The sequence below is a fragment of the Desulfosarcina sp. genome (assembly GCF_046496365.1).
GTDB lineage: Bacteria > Desulfobacterota > Desulfobacteria > Desulfobacterales > Desulfosarcinaceae > Desulfosarcina.
In genome coordinates this window covers 142,883-168,821 of record NZ_JAWOHB010000116.1, presented here as the reverse complement: position 1 = coordinate 168,821, position 25,939 = coordinate 142,883, and the positions used below count along the sequence as shown (strand labels likewise).

The 25,939-nt window shown below is 58.1% G+C and carries 18 protein-coding genes; 6 read left to right on the top strand and 12 right to left on the bottom strand.

What is annotated here, in order from left to right; translation table 11 throughout:
* From R6V78_RS10540 to R6V78_RS10530, 3 genes are all read right to left on the bottom strand, one after another.
* A partial coding sequence (locus tag R6V78_RS10540) for an acyl-CoA dehydrogenase family protein (protein ID WP_410289318.1) occupies positions 1-180 on the bottom strand: 180 nt, incomplete at its 3' end.
* A gap of 95 nt (positions 181-275) precedes the next feature.
* The gene (locus R6V78_RS10535; RefSeq protein WP_410289317.1) at positions 276-1,568 is read right to left on the bottom strand and encodes a thiamine pyrophosphate-dependent enzyme; all 1,293 of its coding nucleotides are present in this window, start codon (positions 1,566-1,568) and stop codon (positions 276-278) included.
* Complete coding sequence (locus R6V78_RS10530; protein WP_410289316.1) at positions 1,569-2,681, bottom strand: pyruvate flavodoxin/ferredoxin oxidoreductase; 1,113 nt, start codon at positions 2,679-2,681, stop codon at positions 1,569-1,571.
* Between the two features lie 229 nt (positions 2,682-2,910).
* On the opposite strand from R6V78_RS10530, the gene R6V78_RS10525 reads away from it, so the two are divergent.
* The 5 genes from R6V78_RS10525 to R6V78_RS10505 all read left to right on the top strand — a co-directional run bounded on the left by R6V78_RS10525 (position 2,911) and on the right by R6V78_RS10505 (position 8,102).
* Complete coding sequence (locus tag R6V78_RS10525; protein ID WP_410289315.1) at positions 2,911-4,458, top strand: metal transporter; 1,548 nt, start codon at positions 2,911-2,913, stop codon at positions 4,456-4,458.
* 45 nt (positions 4,459-4,503) lie between these two features.
* Positions 4,504-5,391: a poly(R)-hydroxyalkanoic acid synthase subunit PhaE gene (locus R6V78_RS10520; protein WP_410289314.1), complete on the top strand. Its 888-nt coding sequence runs from the start codon at positions 4,504-4,506 to the stop codon at positions 5,389-5,391.
* Positions 5,392-5,440: 49 nt separating this feature from the next.
* On the top strand, positions 5,441-6,607 hold the full coding sequence (gene phaC / locus R6V78_RS10515; protein ID WP_410289313.1) for a class III poly(R)-hydroxyalkanoic acid synthase subunit PhaC: 1,167 nt from the start codon (positions 5,441-5,443) through the stop codon (positions 6,605-6,607).
* The gene (locus R6V78_RS10510; RefSeq protein ID WP_410289312.1) at positions 6,604-7,650 is read left to right on the top strand and encodes a GAF domain-containing protein; all 1,047 of its coding nucleotides are present in this window, start codon (positions 6,604-6,606) and stop codon (positions 7,648-7,650) included. The genes phaC and R6V78_RS10510 overlap by 4 nt, the downstream gene beginning before the upstream one ends.
* Positions 7,651-7,763: 113 nt before the next feature.
* Entirely contained in the window at positions 7,764-8,102 is a 339-nt protein-coding gene (locus tag R6V78_RS10505; RefSeq protein WP_410289311.1) for a hypothetical protein, read from the top strand.
* 82 nt (positions 8,103-8,184) lie between these two features.
* Here the strand turns inward: R6V78_RS10505 and R6V78_RS10500 are convergent, their stop codons facing one another.
* From R6V78_RS10500 to R6V78_RS10460, 9 genes are all read right to left on the bottom strand, one after another.
* Positions 8,185-9,216, bottom strand: coding sequence for a DUF933 domain-containing protein (locus tag R6V78_RS10500; protein ID WP_410289310.1), 1,032 nt, complete (start codon positions 9,214-9,216; stop codon positions 8,185-8,187).
* A 208-nt stretch (positions 9,217-9,424) separates the two neighbouring features.
* The gene (locus tag R6V78_RS10495; RefSeq protein WP_410289309.1) at positions 9,425-10,474 is read right to left on the bottom strand and encodes a radical SAM protein; all 1,050 of its coding nucleotides are present in this window, start codon (positions 10,472-10,474) and stop codon (positions 9,425-9,427) included.
* Positions 10,474-11,040 carry a cyclic nucleotide-binding domain-containing protein gene (locus tag R6V78_RS10490; RefSeq protein ID WP_410289308.1) on the bottom strand — a complete coding sequence of 189 codons (567 nt, stop codon included), beginning with the start codon at positions 11,038-11,040 and terminating at the stop codon, positions 10,474-10,476. Before R6V78_RS10490 ends, R6V78_RS10495 begins: the two co-directional genes overlap by 1 nt.
* Positions 11,041-11,130: 90 nt before the next feature.
* Complete coding sequence (gene purF / locus R6V78_RS10485) at positions 11,131-12,579, bottom strand: amidophosphoribosyltransferase (RefSeq protein ID WP_410289307.1); 1,449 nt, start codon at positions 12,577-12,579, stop codon at positions 11,131-11,133.
* A 51-nt stretch (positions 12,580-12,630) separates the two neighbouring features.
* Positions 12,631-15,903, bottom strand: coding sequence for a carbamoyl-phosphate synthase large subunit (carB, locus tag R6V78_RS10480; protein ID WP_410289306.1), 3,273 nt, complete (start codon positions 15,901-15,903; stop codon positions 12,631-12,633).
* A gap of 71 nt (positions 15,904-15,974) precedes the next feature.
* Positions 15,975-17,111, bottom strand: a complete 1,137-nt coding sequence (gene carA / locus R6V78_RS10475; RefSeq protein WP_410289305.1) for a glutamine-hydrolyzing carbamoyl-phosphate synthase small subunit — start codon at positions 17,109-17,111, stop codon at positions 15,975-15,977.
* A 211-nt stretch (positions 17,112-17,322) separates the two neighbouring features.
* The gene (locus R6V78_RS10470; RefSeq protein WP_410289304.1) at positions 17,323-19,656 is read right to left on the bottom strand and encodes an FAD-dependent oxidoreductase; all 2,334 of its coding nucleotides are present in this window, start codon (positions 19,654-19,656) and stop codon (positions 17,323-17,325) included.
* 77 nt (positions 19,657-19,733) lie between these two features.
* A complete protein-coding gene (locus tag R6V78_RS10465) occupies positions 19,734-21,368 on the bottom strand; it encodes a glutamate synthase-related protein (protein WP_410289303.1) in 1,635 nt (544 codons plus the stop codon).
* Complete coding sequence (locus R6V78_RS10460) at positions 21,332-22,462, bottom strand: glutamate synthase (RefSeq protein ID WP_410289302.1); 1,131 nt, start codon at positions 22,460-22,462, stop codon at positions 21,332-21,334. Before R6V78_RS10460 ends, R6V78_RS10465 begins: the two co-directional genes overlap by 37 nt.
* A gap of 519 nt (positions 22,463-22,981) precedes the next feature.
* Between R6V78_RS10460 and glnE the strand changes: the two genes are divergently transcribed.
* Positions 22,982-25,909, top strand: a complete 2,928-nt coding sequence (gene glnE, locus R6V78_RS10455) for a bifunctional [glutamate--ammonia ligase]-adenylyl-L-tyrosine phosphorylase/[glutamate--ammonia-ligase] adenylyltransferase (protein ID WP_410289301.1) — start codon at positions 22,982-22,984, stop codon at positions 25,907-25,909.
* Positions 25,910-25,939: the final 30 nt, after the last annotated feature.

The window sequence follows — 25,939 nt, the reverse complement described above, 5'->3', positions numbered from 1 at the left end:
GTACGCCTCGGGAATCACCGTGCCGAAAAAGCCCAGCTGGCCCATGGGCTTGATGGCCTCCGCATAGGGAAAATAGTGGTCCTTGTCCCACTGGTCCGCGTTCGGGGCGATCCGTTTGCTGGCAAACTCGCGCACCGCCTTGCGCAGCATCTCCAGTTCCTTGGTCAGCTGAAAATCCATGGGGTCTCCTTTGCTTCTCCGCTTGAATGATGGTTGACGGGCTGTCCGAAAATCGGGGGCTCCGTCTGGCCTCGTATTTGAACGGGCCCTTGGCGCTAACCGACGACTCGGTCAACCAATTCCACAGCTGCTTCCAAAATTCCTTTTTTAAACCGGATGGCCAGCGCGGCTTTGAGCATTTCCATTGAGATCACGCGGTCCATTCTGGCCAGGACAGCCAGGCTGGCCAGCGCCCAGTCCTGGGATTTGAGCTTCTGGGCTTTGAAATCAAACTCCCGCACCGTCGCGCCGGTCTCGGGAAGGGCGACTCCGGCAGCCTTGATGATCAGGGTATCACCGCCCAGCCGGGACAGCATTTTTTTTCGTCGCCCCACCCCTTCATCGGCCAGAGCCACCACCACATTTGGTCGGTCGATGCCCGTGTAGTCAACCGGCTGTTGGGACAGCACCATTTCGCTGACCGAATGCCCGCGCAGCACGGTGATGGGATAGTCATTTTTCAAGGTGGCATGCCAACCGCCAGTCATGCCTGCCAGGCAGAAAATCTCTCCGGCGGTGACGATGCGCTGACCGGCGCTGCCCAGAATCAAAACTTCCTGGCGGCCGCTGGCCGGCGGCTGAAAGCGGGCCTCAATTTTTTCCGGCTGTGCGGGTTTGGGCAGCCGAGCGGCCACTTCCCGGTATGCACTGCCGTATTCCTTGCGTTGGTTGCTCGGCACCGGCCCCTGAAAAGGAGGCAAGCCGGCCAGGTCGGCCTCGATACTTCTGGGTGTGATTTTATTGCGCTTGGTGTAGCGTCCCGGACACATGCCCCACATGTCAAGGATGGAAAACCCATCATAACTGATGGCTGCGGCCATCTGATCCACCAGGTCGGGGGCATAAGATGAGGTGCGGGTCACGAAGGCGGCACCGGCCGCAGCAGCGACCTGACAGATGTCCACGGGTTTTTCCAGCTGGTTGAGAAACCCGGACCCCACCACGGCCTCCTGGGGGGTAGTGGAGGAACACTGGCCACCGGTCATGCCGTAATTGAAGTTGTTGAGGATCAGCAGGGTCAGGTCGATGTTGCGCCGGCAGGTGGAAAGCACATGCGCGCCGCCGATGCCCAGGCCCCCGTCCCCCATGGTGACGATCACCTTCAGGTCCGGGCGGGCCATTTTCAGCCCCGTGGCGTAGGTCAGTGCGCGGCCGTGCAAGCCGTGAAAGGCATGGGTATCGAAAAACGTATCGAACAGACCGCTGCAACCGATGTCGCTGACGATGACCACCTGGCTGCCGTCCAGGCCCATCTGCTCAAAGGCCTTGTCCAGGGTATGGACGATGCGTTCATGACTGCATCCCGGGCAGAAGACCGGGGGGCGGCTGGTATTGATCAGACTGCTCATTTATATTACCTCCCGGATCTGTTCCGGCTTGATCAGATTACCGTTCATCTGGCCGAGAAAGTCCACCGTTTTGCCGGGCAGCAGCCGTTGAACCTCCCGCACGTATTGCCCCATGTTCATCTCCACCACCACGACCCGGTCATAGGGGACGGCCGTATCGATGATCAGCCGTTCCGGTACCGGCCAGAGGGTCTTGAGTGTCAGCATGGATACCGGCTTGCCCGCTGCTCTGGATTCAGCCACCGCCACCCGGGCTGCCCTGGCGGTGACCCCGTATACCACCACCAGCGTCCTGGCCTGTGGATCCAGATCCTGTTCGAAATGGGTGAACGCATCCACATGGGCCTTCAGTTTTCTCTCCAACCGAAGCTGAAATGCGTTGATTTCCTCAGGGTCCACGGTGATGTACCCGTTGACCCCATGCGTAGAAGAGGTTTGGCGTACCAGGGTCTGGTCACCGATGGGCAGAAAATCCGGGGCCGTGTCGTCGCTATGGGCAGCAAAGGGAAGAAATACAGTGTTCCGATCCGCTGTTTGGCGGGTAATGATATCCGGCAGTTCGACGGTGTCGAGATCGACACTCTCGCGGGTCATGGCGATCTCTTTGTTGGAAGCCAGAAACACCGGGCAGCGATACTGCTCGGCCAGGTTGAAGGCATGGACGGTGAGCCGATAGCAGTCAGCCACGTCCACCGGCGCGAGTACGATTACCGGCAGACCCGAACTGGATCCCCAGCGCATGAACTGGATATCACCGTCCGCCCCTTTGGTTGCGGATCCCGTGGAGGGTCCCAGCCGCTGGACATTAACGATGACCAAGGGGATCTCGCTGCCGATGGCAAATGAAATCTGCTCACTGTAAAGACTGATGCCCGGACCCGACGTGGCGGTAAGCACCTTGTTGCCTGCCATGGAGGCACCCAGGCAATATCCGATGGAGGCGATCTCGTCCTCGCCCTGCAGACAGACGCCGCCTTCGGGGGGCAGGTACTTAAGCATGGCGTTGTATATGGTGGTTGCCGGGGTGATGGGATATCCGGCAAAAAACCTGCAGCCTGCGGCCATGGCGCCCAAGGCCACCGCCTCGTTGCCCTCGATAAAACGCATTGCCATTGCAACTCTCCCTGAAAAAATTATCACAAATTTGATCAAATTTAGGATCAAACTGGCTTTCCCATAGCGAACCCGCATGGGGCTGTCAACGATTTTTAGAACCCTTGCCGTGTCCGATAGTCAATGTTCAAACCCGAAGGGAGATCCCCGCACGGCCAAACCAGTTTTTTTTTACAAGTTGCCACGACGGCACAACGGGCTTATTATGAAAAATATACCAGGAGGCGCCATGGCCGAGAAATCCGAGCATACCGACACCCCACCGACCGCTGCCGAGCCCTTTGAAAACCGGCTGAGCATATTGGGGGATTTATATGCGGCCTCCGCCAACTACCTGGCCGGCCTGTCGCGATACACGACCGATTTCATGCTGCCCTACCTGCTTTCAACCTACTACTTCCAGCAGGCTGAAACCACCCGCGTGGCCCAGGCTTCACCTGCAGACACACTGACCGCCTACCTGGGACTGCTGAATCAGAACTTCGAATTGATGCGTCGGGGTGTTGGCGGCGCAATGGAGATGGTGCGTCGCTATAGCGCCGCGGAGATGAACGGTTTCATGGCGGCATTCCTTAAAAGCGTATGGCAGCTCAATGCCGACGACCTGAAGTACATGGCACGTCGTCAGGCGCAGTTGATGGAACAGGTGGCAATCGCCTATCCAAAAGCAATTGCCGCCATCCAAGATGAATACGGTTTCCATTTCGAACGGGGCATCAACCCCCTTGTGGAGGAAACAGACCGTTTTCTTCTCTATCAGATCATGCCTACCAGCACCACCAAGGTCAACCCGGCAACAAAACCCGTCTGCATCATCCCGCCCTATGTGCTGGGAGCCAACATCCTGGGGTTTTTGCCCGGCGAACAGCGCAGCTACGCCCATTGTTACGCCAACCAAGGCATCCCCACCTACATCCGCATCCTTAAAGATATCGGCACCACCGCAGCCCTGCAGATCATGAGCGCTGAAGACGATGCCCGGGACACCGCCGTTTTTTGCAGGACCATCAAGGCCCGCCACGGCAAGCCGGTAACGCTGAACGGTTATTGCCAGGGCGGATACAACGCCCTGTGCACGATCTTGAGCGGCGTTCTGGATGGCCTGGTGGATGCGTTCATCACCTGCGTCGCGCCCATGGACGGCACCCGCAGCAAAGGCCTGGCTGGTTTTCTGGGTAAACTGCCGCCTCGTTTCAACGATCTGGCCTACGGTGTCAAAACACTGGCAAATGGCAATCAGGTGGCGGACGGGACCCTCATGGGCTGGGTATACAAGCTCAAGAGCATCGAAACCGAATCGCCCCTGGCGGCCTTTTACCGGGATCTGATCATGTTTGCCGGTCAGAAGGGTGACAAGCTGACGGTGGGAAAAACAGCCGCTGCCTTGAACTACTGGCTGGGTAACGAGCGCAACGACCTGCCCCTTGCCATCACCAGGATCAGCTTCGCGTCGTTCAACACGCCTATTGCTGCGGACGGTACGCTGCCCGTGACGCTTTTCGAAAACCCGCTCAATATCAGACGCATGCAAGCAAAGAAGCTTCCCTGGCTGATTTGTTACGGCACCCACGACGACCTGGTCGAAAAGGATTGCGCCCTGGCGCCGTTGGACCATGTCGATGCAGAGGTCACCCCTTTTCCCAAGGGGCATGTAGCCATGGCCACCTCCTGGTCACACCCGGATTCCGAGTATGCCCTGCACAAGCGGTACCAAAACGACCGCTATCGCGGTCCGGTGCGCTTTCATCTGGACCTGGAACTGCGGCCGGAAAAATAAATCAACCGAATGCGCCATTAAGCTGATCCATCAATGGGGGGTTCCATGGGTGAGAAGAAGGAAGATCCCTTTGGGTTTGAATCCATGGTTGGTGCCTGGACCGAGGCCATGAATGCGTTCTGGGGCAACCTCGCCCCATTGGCGCCTTCATCCGCCGAAAAATCCAAAGCGCCGCCGACTGCGGAAAAGGAAACATCATTCTCGAATCCGAACGTCATGGGCAGGGCAATGAAAAACTGGCGGACCCTGGCTGCGGCCATGTCGGCGCCGGAATCAGTGAGCGCCCTGCTCAAGGGCGCCGGTGCCATGCCGGAAATCCTGGCTCAGCTGGCCCAGAGTGCCTTGGGCAGTTTCATGGAACTGCAGCAGAAAGCAACGCAAAGTGCCGGCCGCATCGGCGCATCGGTGGAAGCCTACCAATTCGAGAATATAGACGAGAATATTTTCCACGTCTGGACGGAGATTTACGAAAAGGAGTTTAGTCAGTTTTTGCGCATCCCCCAGCTGGGCCTGAACCGTACATACCAGGAAAAACTCAACCTGGCGGTGGATACCTGCAATCGCTTCCAATCCACATTCGCCGAATTTCTCCGGCTGCTGGCCCTGCCTTTTAGCCGGGCATTGACCGTCATGCAGGACCAGATGGGAGAACTGGCTGAAAAAGGAGAACTGCCGGAGGATACCCAAGCGTACTATCGCATGTGGATCAAGGTGCTTGAGGGGCATTTCATGACACTGTTCCAGACTCCCGAATACGCGGAAACCCTGGGCAAGACAATCACATCCCTGGCGGAATTTTCCAACGCCAGGAATGCCGTGTTCGAGGATATGCTGCGCAGCCTTCCCGTGGCCACCCGAACGGAACTGGACGATCTGGCACGGGAGGTTTACGAGTTGAAAAAGCGCATCCGCCGGCTTGAAAAGCGCCACTAGCCGCAGGCGACCTGAAACGCAACCATTTCTGCCCACTGGGAGATGACCAATGACCCAATTCAAAATTCCTGTGGATTTGATCATATCCAAGCTGGCTGAAGAAGCCGAACGCGTGCAAAGTCGGGCCAAAAAAGCCTCGGAGGTGCTTCTGTCCGACCTCGACGCAAAACTGGCCCAGACGCCCTGCGACATCGTTTACCGGGAGGATCGGGTTACCCTGAAACATTACCGGCCCAAAAACGGCGTCCGCTATGAAACGCCGCTGCTGGTCGTTTATGCGCTGATCAACCGGGAGACCATGCTGGACCTGCAGCCAGGCAGAAGCGTGGTGGAAAGGTTTCTGGAAGCGGGCATCGATCTCTACATGATCGACTGGGGCTACCCCACCCGCAAAGACCGCTTCCTGGACTTCGACGACCACATCAACGGCTACATGGACAACATCGTGGAGATCATCCGCGCAAGAACCGGCGCCAACCAGATCAATCTGATGGGAATCTGCATGGGAGGAACCTTCAGCGTGATCTACGCCGCCCTGCATCCGCAGAAAATCAAGAACCTGGTCACCACGGTGACGCCCACGGCCTTCGACACCAAAAAGGGCCTGCTGCACGTCTGGATGAAACACCTGGATGTCGACCGGGTGGTGGATACCTTTGGAAACCTGTCGGCAGATATCATGAACTTCGGATTTCTGCTGCTCAACCCGGCGCGCCTGATGATCGACAAATATGTGGGCTTCATGGAGAATATGGACGACAAGACGTTCGTCGAGAATTTTCTGCGCATGGAGAAATGGATCTTCGACAGTCCGGATCTTCCCGGAGAGGTCTTTCGCCAGTTCATCAGGGATTGCTATCAGGAAAACAAACTCATCAACAACCAACTCGAGGTAGGCGGTCAACGGGTGGACTTGAAGAAGATCTCCATGCCCCTGCTCAATATATACGGCAAATTCGACCACTTGGTGCCGCCGGAAGCCTGCGAACAGTTGACCCGCCATGTGGGCAGCACGGACACAGAAGACCTTTGCCTGGATACCGGCCACATCGGCATATATGTCAGTTCCAAGTATCAGCGTGAGTTCGCGCCCAAGATCGCCGCATGGTTGAAGGACCGCGATCTGCCCGCGAAAAAAAAACAACCGGCGGCAGGCAACAAACAAACCAGAACCGTTAAAAAGAAACCCCGTCAATCATCAGGAGCGCTTACATGACCAAAGAAAAGGATTATTTCAAAACCTTTTGTAAAATCAGCAAGGCCTTCGGTACGGCCGCAACCAAGAATGAGTTGCTGATCTTGATTGTCGACAGCGCCATTAAAACCATGGAGGGCAAGGCCGCCTGCTTGTTTCTGAAGGATGAGAAGCAGGATGTCTTCATACCCGTGGCCCAACAGGGTCTGTCCGAAACCTACCTGCACGCCAACCCCATCCAGGCCAAACGGGTGGTCACACCCCTGGAAAAAGAAGGCTACCTGACCTTTCCCGATGCCACCTCGGACCCACGCCTGGAGAATCACGCGGCCAAGAAAGCTGAGGGCATCGCCTCGCTGCTGACCGTACCCGTAACGGTAAAAGGTCGCACAATCGGGGTGTTGTCGTTGTATTCAGGCACCCGGCGCGAGTTCAAACCCGATGAAATTGATTTTCTACGCGCATTGGCCGAACAGGGGGGGATCGCCATCGAGCATAACCGTCTGCTCCGGCGCATGCACAAAAACGCCATGCTTTTTCTGGAATTGGCCTCCAATATCAACTCCACCTTAGACATTCAGCAGGTGCTGGGCAACCTGACGGAGAACATCTGCGACACCCTGGGGATGAAAGGGGCGCTCATCCGCCTGATGGACGAAGATACAGGTTCGCTGAAGCTGGTGGCCAGCCATGGGCTCAGCAATGAATTTCTCGAAAAAGGCGCCATTACCTCTACGGAAACAGCGGCCCGCGCCCTGAAGGGTGAAACCATTGTGATCAGCGACGCCACCACCGACGCGCGCATCCGCTTCAAGGGTGCCATGAAACGCGAGGGCATCGTTTCCATGATCGTCACCCCCATTCTGGCCCGGGACAGGGTGATTGGCGTAATGCGTCTGTACAGCGGCGTCCAGCGGGAATTCCCGTCCGACCTGATGGTGATGGTGGAGGCCCTGGCCCACCAGGGCGGGCTGGCCATTCAAAACGCCTCCATGTTCCTTAAGCTTCAGGAGGACAAAAAAAATCTGGAGGAAGAGATCTGGAGCCATCGCTCGTGGTTCTGACAATCACAGCACGTCTATCAGCCATTGCCGGCCAGCCTCTCTTGACAACCCAGCCGGAGAGACCGATCTTTTGTCCATGAAATGCTTCCTGCCCAAAACAAGGATCGGCTGTCATGACCGTGATGATCATTTTTATATGTCTGGCTGTTCTGTACAGCGCCCTGAAAATCATTCTGGAAAAGCGCCTGGCACCGCTGGATGCTGTGGGTGAAGACGGAGACCTCTCGGATGTGGCCTTTTCCAGCGGGCTCAGCGTATACACACTTTTTCAGAAAGCCGGGACGCTGTGGCAGTTCTCCCATGCCAGGATTGATAACGATTTCAAGACTTATCTGTACACGGGGCATATTCCCGGATACGTTCGCCTGTTTGTCAAGCAGCAGCCAGCAAAAACCCGGGACCGCACCTTAAGCAAACTGATCTATTCCGGCGGCCGGCCGCCATACCTGTAATCGGTTTTCGGACAGCAAGGACTTCACGCACGCCATCGCCGGGGGCGATTTCATGGCGATGGGTCGAGCGGAATCTTTTGAATCAGACATTGAAGCGGAAGTTGATGATGTCTCCGTCACAGACCTTGTAGGTCCTGCCCTCCAGGCGGACCGTTCCTTTTTTACGGGCCTCGGCATAGGTCCCTGCATCCATGAGGTCATCGTAAGCCAGCACCTCGGCCCGGATAAACCCTTTTTTGATATCCGAGTGAATCACTTCGGCCGCATCCACGGCTTCGGTATTCCGGCCGATCGTCCAGGCCCGCACTTCATCTTCACCCACCGTGAAAAAAGAAATCAGCCCCATCAGGTCGTAAGAACGCTGAACCACGCGGTCCGTGGCCGACGCAGTGATGTTGAACTCCGCCAGAAAATCCTTGGCCTCGTCGTCTGACATCTGGGCCAGCTCCTGTTCCAGTTTGGCCCGGATCAGCAGGCATTCCTCCCCTTCCGGAAGAGCAGCGGCTTCGGGAAGAACATCATCTTCATCATCGTTGTTCAAGAGGATCAGCATGGGTTTGGCGGAAAGAAAAGCAAAACCACGCAGCAGTTTGGCTGCAGCGATATCGGCAAACCGACGCAGGGGTACTGCGTTGCCCAGATGTTCCTTGCAGCGCTCCAGCAAAACGGTCTCCTCGGGATTGGGTTTTTTTCCCCTGCGGTCGTCCAGAGCCAGACGCTCCAACCGCTTTTCAACCACCACCAGGTCAGAGATGATCAATTCCTGGTCCATGGCCGCCACGTCCGCCTTGGGTGTGGGTGCATCGAAGCCGTAGCCGCTGAAATTGCGCACCGCATGAATCAGTGCATCGCAGTCCCGCACCTGGGTCCAGATGCCCTGGTCATTTTTCGCACCCGTGTGATCCCCTTTGCCGGGCAGGAAATACTCGACCTGGGCGAAAATGGTTTTGCGGGGCTTGTACATGTCGCTGAGGATCTCCACACGCCCGTCCGGTACCGTAATCGTACCGATGCGGCTCTCCTGACGGTTGCCGTCGGCGGGAACACTGCGGGTCAAGGCTTCGAAAACGGTGGTTTTGCCCGATTGGGGCAGGCCGATGATGCCGAGTCTCATGGGTGATATGCTCCTGGTGCGCAACGATTGACGGACAGTCGACCTCCGGCTTCAATTTCCGGTTACAGCTGTTCCGGTGCGTGTTTCCGGTCTGGCCTTCGCATATCCGTTAACATTCGTCAAGGCAAACAACAGGGGGCCGTAAATTGAAAAACCGGAGGATTGCTCAGGGGTGCCCCCAGCGGTAAATCCGCAGGAATTTTTACTGTTATTCCTCGGTAATGCCGGATTCGGAGGCCTCGGGCTTTTGCAACCGGGGTGTGACCTCCTCTTTAAGCATGCAACAGGCGATTTTATAAAGCAGTTTACCGTCCTTGGCTGGGGAAAGGTTGCGCGGCTGGATAATGCGGTTCATGACGCATCCCTCGGGGATAAGCAGGGGAAACAGGTCGGCCTCGTTGATCCCGGCGGTCTCCACCAGACGGCCTCCACGGATTTCGAGGCTGTGCAGGGGGTAATCCTCGCACAGGGGACACCGATATACCCGTCCGTTGGGGAAGATGAAGTAGTTGTCCGCCACCACGCCGGCACATTCGAAAGGCTCATCCGGCTCCAGAAAAACCGTCGGAAAGGTGACGGTGATTCCCTGTCGGGCGGCTGCCTTCGCCGTCTTGGGAACGATCTCCAGCCAGGCATCCCGCTCAACCTGGGAAAGGGTTTCCAGACGCAGTTCATCTTCAATCCATTGCCCCCGAACGCCGATAACCTGTATGAAAAAACGATCCACCCCCAGCTCTGCCAGCAGGGACGGCATGCGCTGCAGGTGGTCGATATTGGCCCGACTCACCGTGTAGATGAGACTGACGGCAAAACCGCGCCTTTTGGCAGCCGCAATTCCCTGGGTACACTGTTTGAAACTGCCCTCGCCCCGCAGCGGGTCGTTGATCGATGGACTGGGTCCGTCCAGGCTGAAACTGAAAAAATCCACTTCTTCGGGGGTAACCCGGTCCAGGATGTCGTTAAAAAGATAACCGTTGGTGTCGATGGTGACCGATGCGTATCCTAATTTTCTGGCCCGCTTGACGGCAATGGCCAGATCCGGATGCAGGGTCGGTTCCCCGCCCAGAAAAATCACGTTGGGTGATGGGTGCCGACCGGCAAAAATCGCCAGCCAGCGGTCGATGGTATCGATGTCCAGCGTAGTATGGCCATGCTGGTTCGGATTGATGTAGCAGTGACGGCAACGAAGGTTGCAGCGGGTGAGGATGTGAAAAAAGACATTCGCCGATTGGCGGGTGAAAGCGACGGTTTTTCGCATTACAAAGATTTCATGAGCTCATCCAGATCCGCATCATCATTCTTGTCCGTTTCCGGGTTGTCTCTGCCGCCCAGGCGTCGTAAATCTTTTCTGGCCCGGATCAACTCCTCATTGGTGAGGCGAAGCCGATAGGTCATGTATTCGGCAAAGATCCGGTAGAGCAGAAGCAGGAAATCCAAGCGCTCGTCTTTTTGTTCGGATGTGGAAAGCCGGTTGCCGGCCGAGGTGTCCACGGCCAGGCAGATGGTTTTGCCCACGGAAAGCACCGTGGCGCTGCGGGTCTGGTCGTCGATAATACGCATTTCGCCAAAGATTTCACCATTTTTGTTGATGGCCCCGATCTCCTCGCCTTCCTTGGTTATCCGAATCTTACCGGACAGCAGAAAGTAAAGCCAGGGATCCATGTCTCCTTCCTGGATGATGGTCTCACCGTCTTCGTACTGGCGAATCTTGCTGAGTCGCAGCAACTTGCCCAGATTGCGGGTCTCGAAGTGCTTCAGGGCGGAGATGGACATGAGCCGCTGAATATTTTCGATATTTTCCTTTAGATATTTGGACTCTATCACGGAACCCCCCGGGGCGATGGTATTTGCCGGATGCCACCTGTATAGGGATATATTAGTGTGCCAACGCATGAAAGGCAAGCCCGATTGCATCTATCTGATTGATCCGGGCTCCATGCAGTGCTTGGACAGATTTTCATCGAACTGGACCGGGTAGCAGCCATCGAAGCAGGCTTTACAGAATTGGTCTTCCGGGTTTTCGATGCCGGTGGCCGCGAGCAACCCTTCCAGGCTGAGGTAGCTCAAGGTATCCAGACCCAGGTGCTTGCGCAGCTCCTCAACGCTCATTCTGGCGGCAATCAGTTCCCCCTTGGTGGAAAAATCGATGCCATAATGGCAGGGAAACCGGTGGGCCGGCCCGCTCACCCGCAGGTGAACCCGCTTTACTCCCAGATCACGCAGGGCCTTGACCCGTGTTCTGGCCGTTGTGCCCCGGATGATGGAATCTTCGATGATGATGATATCCTTGCCTCTGAGCAATTCCTTGATGGGGTTGAGCTTCACGCGCACGCTGAAGTCCCGCATGCTCTGGGTGGGTTGAATAAAAGTGCGGCCCACGTAGTGGTTGCGGATCATGCCCGTCTCGAAGGGGATCCCGGAGGTTTCCGAAAAACCCAGCGCCGCATAGGTGCCGGAATCGGGAAAAGGCATGACCAAGTCTGCATCCACCGGTGATTCCTCCGCCAGCCGTCGGCCGTGGGCCTTGCGGGTAAGGTAGACATTGTGACCGAAAAAAGTGCTGTCCGGCCGCGCGAAGTAAATGAACTCGAAAATGCAGAATGAACGCCGGTTGGGGGTTTTGGTGTGAATGCTCTTGACCCCGTTGCCGTTGATAATGACGATCTCTCCCGGATCCAGTTCGCGGACAAATTCCGCCTGGACCAGGTCGAGGGCGCAGGTTTCCGACGCCAGTACCCAGGCTCCGTTGAGTTTGCCCAGACACAGCGGACGAAAGCCGTTGGGGTCCTTGATGCCGATGACTTCTCCGCGGCTGGTGAGCACCACCATGGAAAAAGCCCCTTTGAGCCGCGCCACCGATGCTTTCAGGGCCTCCTCAAAGCCCAGGTGAAGACTGCGCACGAAAAGGTGCAGGAAAACCTCGCTGTCCATGGTGGTCTGGAAAATGGAACCGGCGTCCTCTAACTCCGCTTTCACATGGTGGGCGTTGACCAGATTGCCGTTGTGGGCCACTGCGTAGGCCCGGTCGCGGTGTCGCACCACCAGGGGCTGGGCGTTGGCCACCACGGAACTGCCGGTGGTAGAGTAGCGAACATGCCCGATGGCGCAGGTTCCTTTGAGGCCATCCAGAATATCCATGTCGAATACGTCGTGAACAAGGCCCATTGCTTTGTACTCATCGATGGCACCATCCTGGGCAACGGCGATTCCGGCGCTCTCCTGTCCCCGATGCTGGAGGGCATAAAGCCCAAAATAACATAATTTGGAAGCATCCGGGTGGTCGAAGACGCCGAAAAGCCCGCAAGCTTCGCGCGGTTTATCTTCGATGTCGCGTTCCCGGACGATTTTTTCTAATGGTATCATAGTCCTTTGCCTTGCACCTTGCAGGGATGATGGCAGAACAGAAGGCGCCGATCACCCTTGCCCATGGTAATCCTGAATGGGCTTCACCGAAAAGGGTTGCTCTCTCAACGCGGCAACCGCCCGGCACACCGCCAGTGCACCGGCGGCGGTGGTGGCGTAGGGCACCTTGAATTTAATGGCTGCCCGACGGATAACGTAACCATCACGGCGGGGTTCGTCACCGGTACCGGTGTTGATGACCAGCTGTATGCGGCCATTTTTAATGGCATCAACAGCGTGGGGTTGACCCTGGGACACTTTGTTGATGCGTTCGGCGGGAATACCGTTGATCGAAAGCTGAGACCAGGTGCCGTCGGTGGCCAGAATCGTAAAACCCATGTCTGCAAACTTTTTAGCCACAGGCATCGTGGCCACCTTGTCGTCATCGCCCACACTGATGAAAACCGTCCCGGACTGGGGCAGGCGCTGACCGGCGGCCAGTTGTGCCTTTGCATAGGCCAGACCGAAATCGGTGCCAATGCCCATCACCTCTCCGGTGGATTTCATCTCCGGCCCCAGCAGGGTGTCCACATCGGGAAACCGGTCGAAGGGAAGCACGGCCTCCTTCACCGACAGGTGGCGGGGAACCACCTCTTGGGTGAGTCCCAGCTCGGCCAGTGTTTTCCCCAGCATGACTTTTGTAGCCAGTTTGGCCAGAGGGACACCGGTGGCCTTGCTGACAAAGGGAATGGTCCGGGAAGCCCGGGGGTTGACCTCGATCACATAGAGCTGGTCGGCTTTGATTGCATACTGAACGTTCATCAGCCCCACTACTTTCAGTTCGGCGGCCATGGCCTTGGTGGCCGCACTGATTCTGTCGATCATGCCGCTGTCGATGCTGTAGGGCGGCAGTACGCAGGCAGAGTCGCCGCTGTGAACCCCGGCGGCCTCTATGTGTTCCATGATGCCGCCAACGATGGTGACGGTGCCGTCACAGATCGCGTCCACATCGACTTCCATGGCCGCTTCCAGGAATTTGTCAATGAGCACCGGGTGACCCGGAGAAGCCAGGATAGCCAGCCGGGTAAAGTTCTCCATGTCTTTGGGATCGTAGACAATTTTCATGGCCCGGCCGCCGAGAACAAAGGAGGGGCGTACGATCACCGGATAACCGATCGTGTCGGCGATGGTCAGGGCTTCGGCGATGGACAGGGCCGTGCCGTTGGCCGGCTGCATTAGATTCAGCTTTTTCAACATGACCTGGAACAGTTCCCGATCTTCGGCCCGGTCAATGCTTTCCGGCTGGGTTCCCAGGATGGGAACACCCTCCTGGTGCAGCGGCGTAGAGAGATTCAGCGGGGTCTGGCCTCCGAATTGAACGATCACGCCGTCGGGCTTCTCCTTCTCCACAATATGCAGAACGTCCTCACGGGTCAGGGGCTCGAAGTAAAGTTTGTCCGACGTATCGTAGTCGGTACTCACCGTTTCAGGGTTGCTGTTGACCATGATGCTCTCCACGCCCATTTCCCGCAGGGCAAAGGAGGCATGGACGCAGCAGTAGTCGAACTCGATACCCTGGCCGATGCGGTTGGGCCCGCCCCCCAGAATCATCACTTTCTTGCGCTGCGACACCCGGGCTTCGCACTCGGTTTCGTAAGTGGAGTAATAATAGGGGGTCGCCGCCCGGAATTCCGCCGCACAGGTATCCACCAGCTTGTATACCGGCCGGATGCCCAGCTCCTTGCGTGTCCGTTCGACCACTTTTTCCGTGCTGCCGGTGATATGGGCAATCTGAAAATCGGAAAAACCATAGGCCTTGGCACGGCTCAATTGGTCAGTGGTGAGGGTGGATAAACGGTCGCCTGCGGGCACCCCACACCCGTCAACCGTCTCGGCGACCTGGCTCAGTTCCTGCTCCATGCGGAAGATCTGCGCCAGCTGGAACAGGAACCAGGGATCGATGGCGGTCGTCTGATAAATCGTCTCGATGGGCATGCCTGCATGAAGGGCAAGGCGCAGGTAAAACAGCCGCTGGGAATTGGGGATGGCCAGCTTCTGTTCGATCTCTTCCAAGGTGGGCGGTGCGCCATCCACCTCCGGGCGGTCCCTGCCGTCGGCACCGAAACCGAAGCGGCCGATCTCCAGGGAGCGGAGACCCTTTTGAAGGGCTTCCTTGAAGGTCCGGCCAATCGCCATGGTTTCACCCACCGATTTCATGGAAGTGGTCAGCAGATCCTGGGTTTCGGGGAATTTTTCAAAAGTCCAGCGGGGAATCTTAACCACGCAATAGTCCAGGGTTGGCTCGAAGGAGGCCAGGGTTTCACCGGTGATGTCATTGGGAATTTCGTCCAGCGTATAACCCACGGCCAGCTTGGCGGCAATCTTGGCAATCGGGAATCCCGTGGCTTTGGAGGCCAGCGCGCTGCTTCGCGACACCCGGGGATTCATCTCAACGACAATCATGTCCCCGTTTTCAGGATTGACGGCAAACTGGACATTGGAACCGCCGGTGTCCACGCCGATCTCGCGCATGATGGCCAGGGAGGCATCCCGCATGACTTGATACTCCCGGTCTGTCAAGGTCTGGGCCGGAGCCACGGTAATGGAATCACCGGTGTGTACGCCCATGGGGTCCAGGTTTTCGATTGAGCAGACGATCACCACATTGTCGGCGTGGTCGCGCATCACTTCCAGCTCATACTCTTTCCACCCCAGCACCGACTCCTCCAGCATCACCTGTTTGGTCAAGCTCGCATCCAGCCCCGATTTGGCGATATTTTCCAGGTCCTCGGGATTGTAGACGACACCGCCGCCGGTACCCCCCAGGGTGTAGCTGGGCCGGATGATCAGCGGGAAGCCGATCTGTTCGGCAACCATACGGGCCTCTTCCATGGTGTTGGCAATTCCGCTGTCGGGAATTCGCAGCCCGATGCGGTGCATGGCCTCCCGGAAGCGGTCCCGGGATTCGGCTTTTTCAATGGCCTCGAGGGAAGCACCGATGAGCTCGACGCCGAACTGTTCCAGAACGCCCTGTCGGGCAACTTCCACAGCGGTGTTCAAACCGGTCTGCCCGCCCAGGGTGGGCAGCAGCGCGTCAGGGCGTTCCTTTTCGATGATCTTGGCGACGGTTTCGGGGGTAACCGGTTCGATATAGGTACGATCCGCCGTCTCCGGGTCGGTCATAATGGTGGCCGGATTGGAATTGACCAACACCACCTCATAGCCTTCTTCTTTGAGAGCCTTGCAAGCCTGGGTGCCGGAGTAGTCAAATTCGCAGGCCTGGCCGATAATGATGGGGCCGGCGCCGATGATCAGGATTTTATGGATGTCCGTGCGTTTGGGCATGTCAGGATTCGGGCAGTCGTGTTCCGCATCCCGTAGGCGCGGTCTATGGGTTGATCCGGGGCTGATCCGACTCAGGCGGTTTTCATCATGGACCTGAACTGATCGAACAGGTAGGCCGCATCGTGCGGCCCCGGAGATGCCTCCGGATGGTATTGGACGGAAAAGGCCGGAACCCGGCGGTGTCGGATGCCTTCCACGGTATTGTCGTTCAGGTTGATGTGGGTCACCTCAACGGCATCGGCGCCCAGGCTATCCATATCCACGGCAAATCCATGGTTCTGGGAGGTGATCTCCACCTTGCCGGTAAGCAGATTCTTGACCGGCTGGTTGGCGCCACGGTGGCCAAATTTAAGCTTGTAGGTGCGGCCCCCCAAGGCCAGACCCAGAATCTGATTTCCCAGACAGATGCCGAAAATGGGCAGCCTGCCCAGCAGTTCCTTTACGGTCTGGACGCCGTAAGTCACCGGTTCGGGATCCCCGGGTCCGTTGGAGAGAAAGAGGCCGTCGGGCGCCATGCCCATGATGGCCGACGCATCCGTTGCAGCCGGAACCACCACCACCTCAAACCCCACCCGTTCAAGGCAACGGGCAATATTGTACTTGAGACCGAAATCAATAGCCACCACCGAAGGCCGCACGCCCCGGTGCCGCCATATGCCGGCATCCCGCTTTACGTCGTCACCCAGCAGTTCGAGCCTGCCGCCGTTCCAACGGTAGGGTACGGCGGTGGTGACGTACCGGGCCAGATCCAGCCCCACCATGCGGGGAAGTGCATTGGCACGCCGCTTCAGGGATTCGGTATCCAGGTCTGTGGTGGAAATCATGGCGCGCATGGCACCGCCGTTGCGGATGTGGCGGGTCAACGCCCGGGTATCCAGGCCCTCAACACCCAGCACGCCCTGTCCGGATAGGTAGTCGGCCAGGGTGCCGGTGGATCTGAAGTTGCTGGGAAAGGGCTGGTACTCCTTGACCACAAAAGCGGCCACCTGGATCCCCGCAGACTCCACATCTTCATTGTTAACGCCATAGTTACCCACCAGCGGATAGGTCATGACGACCATCTGACCGCTATAGGAAGGGTCGGTGAGCACCTCTTGATAGCCGGTCATGCTGGTGTTGAACACCACTTCTCCGCTGGCCTCCCCTGGACCGGTAAAGGACCGGCAGGCAAAGGTGCGGCCGTCTTCAAGTGTCAGTCGCGCTTGCATGAATTCCGTATTTGGCCGGGTCCGCCCGGCCAGGTGTATAGTTGGAAACAGGCCTGCTGCTTTCTTATCGTCAAACAAACCACCCGTACGATTACAGCAATGGGCCAGCTTGAGTTCAGTGGTCAATTACCACATCTGCCCGACAAATCAACCCCCTTAAAAAGGCAGGCCCGCGAGCCTGCCTTTTTAACCGACAAACAAGGCATCGGCATCAGCCCAAGGGGGTGTTTTCCACGAGGTCCCAGATACCGCACGGACAGGCACCGGCGCAGAATCCGCAGCCGATACAACGATCCGGGTCGACCACATATTCAAACTCGACTCCCCCTAAGGTCTTGCGGCTGATGGCCGCCTCCGGGCACATGGCCACACAGATGCTGCAGTCCCGGCAGGTTCCACAGGAGGAGCACTGGGAACCGCACTGGTCCAGGCTGTCGTAGTGGACGATCCGCGGATCAAGATATTCCAAAGAGATGCGGTTGATGTCGATGACCATTCTCCGGTCCGCCCCGGGCCGCTTGCCGGCAAGAATTTCCGAGATCGTTTCGGCGGCTCGTCTCCCGGCACCAATGGCATCGGTGAGCAGACCCGGCCGGACTACATCGCCGATGGCATACACGTTGGGGTTGGAGGTCTGGTAATCCGCATTGACCACCACGAAGCCGCGCTGAGTGGCCACATCCTCGGGCAGAAATTCCAGATCCGGCGCGTCGCCGATGGAGACCACCACCGTGTCGGCAGGAATCAGCTCCCCGCTCTCCAGTTCCACTCCCTTTGCGGTGATCCTACGGGTGAAAACCGGCCAGCGGAATACGGCTCCAGCCGCTTCGGCGTCTTCACGCTCCTTGCCGAAACTGGCCGGTTCTTGTACATCCAGGAGGGTAATCTCCCTGGCTCCCAACCGCGCCGCTTCAGTGGCCACGTCGCAGCCCACGTTGCCTGCACCGATAATCACCACCCGCTTACCCGGTTTGATCCGGTCCTGCTTGGCATCGCATAAAAAATCCATGGCCGTAATCAGCCGCTCCTTGCCCGGGATGGGCAGGGTTCTGGGTTTCTGAGCACCGGCAGCCACGATCACAAAATCGTAATCGGCAATCAACTGGGCCGTGTCGGACCGGTTCAGCCGCTGCTGTAGGTGGACGTGAGGGATCACCTGGGCCGCCCGGGATAGTTCTTTCTCCACCACGTCGGCGGGAATTCGGCTGCTGGGAATCACCGAGGCGATTTTTCCGCCCAGCGTGGGGGCATTGTCGAAGACCACCGCCTCATGACCCATGCGGCGCAGCTGCCAGGCCGTAGAGATGCCGGCGGGTCCGCCGCCGACCACGGCGATTCGCTTGCCGGAAAGGGGCGGCAGCGCCGGCAGGCTGGCATTGATGCTGGCCCGACCCAGTTGAGACACGTCAACCGGTGCCATAAAAACCGACCCTTTGGCACAGGCAGTCATGCACGGATGCGGGCACAGGTAGCCGCACACCGAGGCCGGAAACGGTGTGAAGGCCAGAGCCAGGTCCACGGCCTCGTCCACCCGCCCCTCACGCACCAGTCGCCAGCGCTCCTGCACCGGAATCCCCGATGGACAGGTCGATTCACAGGGGGCCTTATATTTGCGGTTTTCCCATACGGGCACAAAACGCCGCAGGTCGCCATGGGTAATCAGCGGGATGGCGCTGCGGTCAAGATCGGTGAGGTCGCCGACGATACCGCCTTTGCCCAGTTTCTCATCCCAGACATTTTTCCTGAAATCGGCCATGGAGCGCCGCTCGACACCCTTTTTTTCCTGGGGCGATCGGGCGGCGATAAGCTGCCACTCTTCCCGGACCGACAAACTTTTAAACAGCTCCAACCGGTCAATGGCCGTCAGAAACGTTTTCAGCCCTTCGGTCAGCCATTCCCAGATATGGTCATCGATGGGCACCATTTTTGCGTCGACATGACTGAACCCCTGGTGCGGACCGCGAAACAGCACGCGCCCCCCCACCATGCCCACCATGGGTCGGTAACCCAAGACATTCTCGGGGTTCTGGGCGGCATGGCCACAGATTACGGCCACACCACCCGCCATGAACTCGGCGAAATAATCTCCGACGGAGCCCAGCACCCACAACTGGGGGGGGTCGAAGCGGGGATTGTACTTCGTCATGGTCATGCCCCGGGCGCCGATATTGCCTGCGATGAAGACTTTCCCCTGGGCCATGCCGTTGGCCACGCCATTGGAAGCATGACCGTGGACCGTGATGACTGCACCGGCATTGAGCCAACCCACGTCATCCGACGCCGGACCCAGCACGTCGATAAAGGTGCCCGGATAACCCATGGATCCCACCCGCTGGCCGGCATGGCCTTCGATATTTATACACACGGGCTCGCCGCTGGCTCTCCAGATCCGCCCGCCGATGCCGTGCTGGCCAAAGGCGTGGATGGTCAGTTGACCATGACCCGCTTGCACGGCCTGTTGAATCTGCTCCTCGAGAACCCGTGAGGCCAAGCGCTCCCCGTCACGCTTTCCGGCTATGTTGAAAGATTGTCTGTTTTCCGTCATCGTCTGTTCTCCGGTCGGTGCAAACGCATTTCATGCAACCCGCAGCTACAGGTGTGGATCGCCAGTCGGCGGTGAATTTAAACAACATACTTGATGCTGAGGCGCCGGGCGGCTTGGAAATCGCTGATGCCCAGCGCGTCCGACATGCCGATGGGCAGGGCCGTGGACCGACCCAGCGGCGCCATGATCTTTTTAAGCTCCGTGTCAAAGGCAAGAAAAATATCCACCACGCGCTCGGCCACTTTTTCCACATCCAGGCGGCGGTACAGGCGCGGGTCCTGGGAGGTGATGCCCCGGGGGCAGCGGCCGATATTGCATATGTTGCAACGATCGGTCTCCGAACCAAGGCAGCCGGCGGCGGCCTGCATGATGTACTTGCCAGTCTGGACCCCGCTGGCCCCCAGCATGATCAGGGCGGCGGCATTGGCAGCCAGGTTGCCCCTTTTTCCCACGCCACCTCCGGCGAAAAGCGGAATCTCGTTCTGCATGCCCACTTCCACCAGGTTGAGGTAGCTGTCGCGGATATTGGTGGCGATGGGGTGGCCCATATGGTCCATGGAGACGTTGTAGGCGGCACCGGTGCCTCCGTCCTCACCGTCAATGGCCAAACCGGCGGCATAAGGGTTGCGGGTGAGGTTGTTGAGCACCGCCATTGCCGTTGAAGTAGCTGAGATTTTTGGATATACAGGCACTCTGAACCCCCAGGCCATGTACATGGATAGGATCATTTTGGCCACAGACTCTTCAATGGAATACTGGGTCTGGTGGGTCGGCGGGCTGGGCAGGCTCACCCCCGGCGGCACGCCGCGGATGGCGGCAATGAGTTTGTTTACCTTGTGCCACATGAGCAGACCACCGTCTCCAGGTTTGGCCCCCTGGCCGTATTTGATCTCGATGGCGCAGGGATCTTCCACCATGTCAGGGATGGCGTGAATAATTTCGTCCCAGCCGAAATAGCCGCTGGCGATCTGCAAAATCACGTATTTGAGGAAGGGGCTTCGCAACAGGCGCGGCGGGCACCCACCTTCACCGGTACACATGCGTACCGGCATGCCTAGTTCCTCATTGAGGTAAGCCACCCCCATCTGCAAGCCCTCCCACATATTGGGAGAGAGGGCGCCGAAGCTCATCCCGCCGATGATCAGGGGATAGATCTCTCTAACCGGAGGAAGCCATCCGTTCTCACGCAGGAACTTAAGGTTCTTTTCCGGCGGCAGGACCCGGCCAAGCAGCGTCCGCAGCTCAAATTCGTGGCGACCGGCATCCAAGGCCGGGTCGGTGAGCATGGAAATCCGGATGAACTTGATCTGGTCCAGAATGCCAGCGGGTACGTTGCGCCGGCCGCCGCGGCTGCGGGGCTGGCCGCCGCGATTGATATGGAACCGCAGCTTGTCCGCCTCATCCGAACGCATGGGAAAAATAGCGTCGTTGGGACACACCAGGCTGCAGGTGGCGCAACCCACGCAGGCATAGGCCGGGTCCGTTTTCTGGCGGATACCGTGATAGACCTCGAAGCTGCTGGAGGGATTGCCCTGGGGCTCCAAAGACACCTTGATGCACCGCATGCGAAAAACCCCCAGTTCGATGGCATTCACCGGGCATACGGCCGTACAGCGCCCGCACAGGGTGCACTTGTCCTTGTGCCACAGGATCTGCCAGGGCAGATCCTTCACGCTTAATGTAGAAGGGGTAATGGCTGCGTTTGGCTGCATAGGTTAACCTCCTGGCGCGCCGGTCCGACAATGACGGTGTCCAGATGCATGGGTTGAAAATCCTTGCTCTTGTCCCGATCAGGAACCGCGAAATCCAGGCCGCAGATTTCCGAAGAGAAGGCGTATCGTCCGGGCCGCCCGCCCACCACACCGGGGCGCAGTTTCTTGCGGTCCTGGACCATGAAGAGACTATGGTCAGGCAGACAACCGATGACGCAATTGGGTCCGTCGATGATCAGGCGGCGGCAGGAATGCTTGAGCTGTTTGAGCAGTTCCGCATCGGGATGCCCCGCGATGTCGTCATCCTGCAACGGGGTAATGATATGCTTGTAGGCCGAAATATCAAGGCCCAGCCGGGTCTGGGTGTAATGCAGGATGTGTGTGAAGACCTCCGAGTCGCTCTGGTAGCCCGAGTAGCCGGGAAAGTTACGCGACAGCAGGAATTCGCGGATAGGGGTGAACGCCGTGCATTCTCCGTTGGTCATGGAGGCGTAACCCTGAATGAAAAATGGATGGCAGGCATACAGGTTGATGGCGTAGTTGGTGTTCTGCCTTCCCTGGGCCAGGATGACCCGGGCATGGAGCTCCTTTCGGTCCAGCTTCAGGTAATGGGCCACCTGCAGGGGATCGCCGATCTCCTTGATCATGATCACGTCCGGCCAGAAGGAGAAAACGATCATGTCGTGTTTCTCGTCGCCCATGGCCCGCAACCGGAGGCGAATCTCCAGCAGCTTGTCATGGAGCGCCGCCTGGGAATAATCATCCCACTCTTCGGGATATTCATAGGCGCGGATCAGGTAGATGTCGCGTTTGGGAACGCCGGGGGGCGGGTTCTTGGGCACCTTGATGGTAATCTTGTATTTGGTCATGAAGCCGATATCCATCATGAATGCATCCAGACGCCGCAGGCCCGCTTCGCTGAATATACCGGAGAGGATCGGCGCCTCCTTGATCTCCTCGAAGGGTCCTCCCAGATCCCGTAAAAACAAACCGACCCCGGACCCGTCGTGGCCCTCCCGCATGACGTCCATGGCTTCCATGGCGATCATGGGGGAGACGGGGGTCTCACTGGTCATGGCAAACAGTCGGCACATGGTTGACACACTCCTTTGGCTTCCAAGGGTAAAAAAGGCCGGCATTGACAGGCCGATGCCGGACGCGAACGGAGCGCTTGCTTTTCGGATCGAAGCTTCTCCGCGGCAAAACACAGGAAATGCACACGCTTTCCCGGTTCAAAATCAGCAAAATATGTACCATAGTTTAAAACACACGGAAATCCAATCGCATCCTGCCCGGATGGCGCACACTGCCGTTTTAAATCGGGTATATTTTTACAAATTTGAAATAAATTGGGCACCCAAATTACAATATTGTTCAGTTGGACTATACCCGTTCTGGAAAGCTGTAACCTATCGAAAAAATACTGATCTTGGCAAATTCCGAGAAACCTGATACCGTTCGTGCATGGTTTTTTGATCCGATTCAACCCGTCAGGTTTCGACGCTGCAACCGGGTTTTTAGACCACACAATGAGAAAGGATCGTTCGCGTGAGCCGTCACCCGCTTGCAAAAATGAGATTTATGCCACGGGGTCAAAGGATAGCTTCAGAATCATGACCAGCGCCGTTATCGAGTGCCTTGACAGGCATCAGCAGGAGCGATGGGCCACCTTCTGTGACCAGGCCCGCTCCACCGATCCAGCATTTTCCTCCTCCTCTGCCGGTGCAAAGGCCCTGGCAAATGCCTTTCGGTTCAGCGAATTCGTTTCCACCAGCTGCATTGGTCATCCACGCATGGCGTTGGATCTGGTCGCCAGCAACGATCTGTTTCATGCCTATCATGACGGTCAAATGGCCCAGGGGCTGGCACCGCTGCTCCAATCGGCAGCCGAGTCGGATCCGGACGCCGCCCCGGGTCTCCTGCTGACGCCGCTGAAAGCGGCGCTGCGGGTGTTCCGGCGACGGGAAATGGTGCGCATCGCCGTACGGGACCTGGCCGGCATCGGCGATCTGGATGACACCATGGCCGACCTCTCCGCGCTGGCTTCCGCAGCAATCGACGGGGCCCTGACCCTGCTTTATGCGCGGATGTGTGCGACCGATGGCATGCCCGAAGATGGTGCCGGCAACAGCCAGCGCCTAGTGGTGCTCGGCATGGGCAAACTGGGCGCCGGTGAGCTCAATTTCTCTTCGGATGTAGACTTGATTTTCACCTTTCCCGCCAGCGGTGAAACCCGGGGCGGCAGACGACCGTTGACCAACGAAGCCTTTTTTACCCGGCTGTGCAGACACCTGATCCAGGCCATCGGTGAAAACACGACCGACGGATTCGTCTTTCGGGTGGATACACGGCTGCGTCCATACGGCGACGGCGGACCGCTGGTAATGAATTTCGACCACATGGAAGACTATTACCAGTTTCAGGGCCGTGAGTGGGAGCGCTATGCCCTGATCAAAGCCGACGTCGTGGCCGGAGACCGACAGGCCGGCCAGAGACTGCTCAGGCGGCTGCGGCCGTTTGTCTATCGCCGTTACCTGGATTTCGGTGTGTTCGAGTCGCTGCGGGAGATGAAACAGAAGATCAGCGCCGAAGTCCGCCGCAAGAAACTATATGACAACATCAAGCTGGGCAGCGGCGGCATCCGCGAAATCGAATTTTTCGGTCAGATGTTCCAGCTCATCCGGGGCGGGGTCCTTCCGGTGCTTCAGAACCCTTCCATACAGACCGTTCTGGACACCCTGGGCCGGGAGGGGTTTGTCCCCAAAGTGGTATGCCGTGAACTTGCCGCAGCGTATCGCTTTTTTCGAAAGACCGAACACCGGCTCCAGGAAGTGAACGACCAACAGACCCATGCCCTGCCATCGGAACCCCTGGCCCGCCTGCAGTTGGCCCGGTCAATGGGATTCGACACCTGGGATGACTACCGGCAGGTTCTCGAAGGGCATCGAAACCGTGTGCGCGCTCATTTTGCCGGCCTGTTGGAACCGGAAGTTCATTCCGAGGAGAGCGGCAGTCAGGATGCATCCGGCCTGGCCGAGGTCTGGTCCTTCTCAGCGATGACCGGTGATCGGCAGCGTCTGCTTGAGACGGCGGGGTTTCAAGATGGCGATGCCGCCGCCGCCCTTCTGGAGACCTTTCAATCCGAACCCGCCACCCGAGCCCTGAGCAGTGCGGGAAAACGCCGCCTGGACCGACTGATCCCGCGCGTACTGGAGGCAGCCAGTGGGTGCGACGATCCCCAAACGGTCTTGCACCGGGTCCTGGAGCTGCTTAAAAGCATTCAGCAGCGCACCAGCTACCTTTCTCTGCTGCTCGAATATCCCACGGCTCTGGCCCATTTGATCCGCTTGGCAGCTGCCAGTCCCTGGATTGCAGCCTTTTTGAGCCGCCACCCGGTGGTGCTGGACGAGCTTTTGGATCCACGCACCCTGTATGCCCCCCCGGGCGCCGATGCCTTGCGCAGCGCCCTGGCCCGCCAAATGGCCACCGTTGCCGATGACGACCCGGAGTATCAGATCGAAGCCTTGTGCATTTTCCGCCAGATCAACACCCTGCGCGTTGCGGCGTCGGACATTACCAACGTACTGCCGTTGATGAAGGTCAGCGACCATCTCTCCTGGATTGCCGAAACGATTCTGGACAAGGTGGTGGAGATCTCCTGGAACCATCTGGTAGAAAAACACGGCCGACCGTCATGCACACTGGACGGAAAATCCTGCCGGCGGGGATTTGCCGTCATCGGCTATGGCAAACTGGGGGGAATTGAACTGGGATACGGGTCGGATCTGGACCTTGTCTTTATTCACGCGGCCGATCCCGGGGAAACCGTCGGTGGCAGGCGCCCCATCGACAATACCCATTTTTTTGCGCGCCTCGGTCAACGCGTGGTTCATATGCTTTCAACCCACACAGCTGCGGGCACGCTCTATGAAACCGACATGCGACTGCGCCCCAACGGCACCTCCGGACTGCTGGTGAGCCATGTGAAGGCCTTCAGGACCTACCAGATGGAGGAAGCCTGGACATGGGAGCACCAAGCCCTGATCCGGGCCCGGCCCATCACCGGTGATGCGGTGCTGCGGGATGCTTTCTGGGAGGTGCGGCGCCGGGTGCTTTGCCTGCGCCGTGAACCACAATCCCTGAAGACGGACGTAAGGGAAATGCGTGACCGCATGCGCGAAAGCCGCCTTTCCGCTCAACCAGGCCGATTCGATATCAAAGAAGATCTCGGTGCCATGGTCGATATCGAGTTCCTGGTCCAATACCTGGTGTTGCAGCACGCAGCGGACCACCCGGAGCTTACCCGCTGGACAGACAATGTTCGGCTGCTGCAGGCGCTGGCCGAAACCGGTATCATTGACGGGGAAACCGCCTACCGACTCCGGCAGGCCTACCTGATTTTCAGGGCAGTGGTTCACCGGCTCAATCTGCAGGAGCGATCCGCCCTGGTCGATTCCCATCGGTTCGAACACCTGCGGGGCCTGGTACGACGCTTCTGGCGGCGTGCCCTGGATTCGAAAGAACCCTTTCTTGGAAAATAAAACCGCTGCTCGGGTTGCTGGCGCCGACAG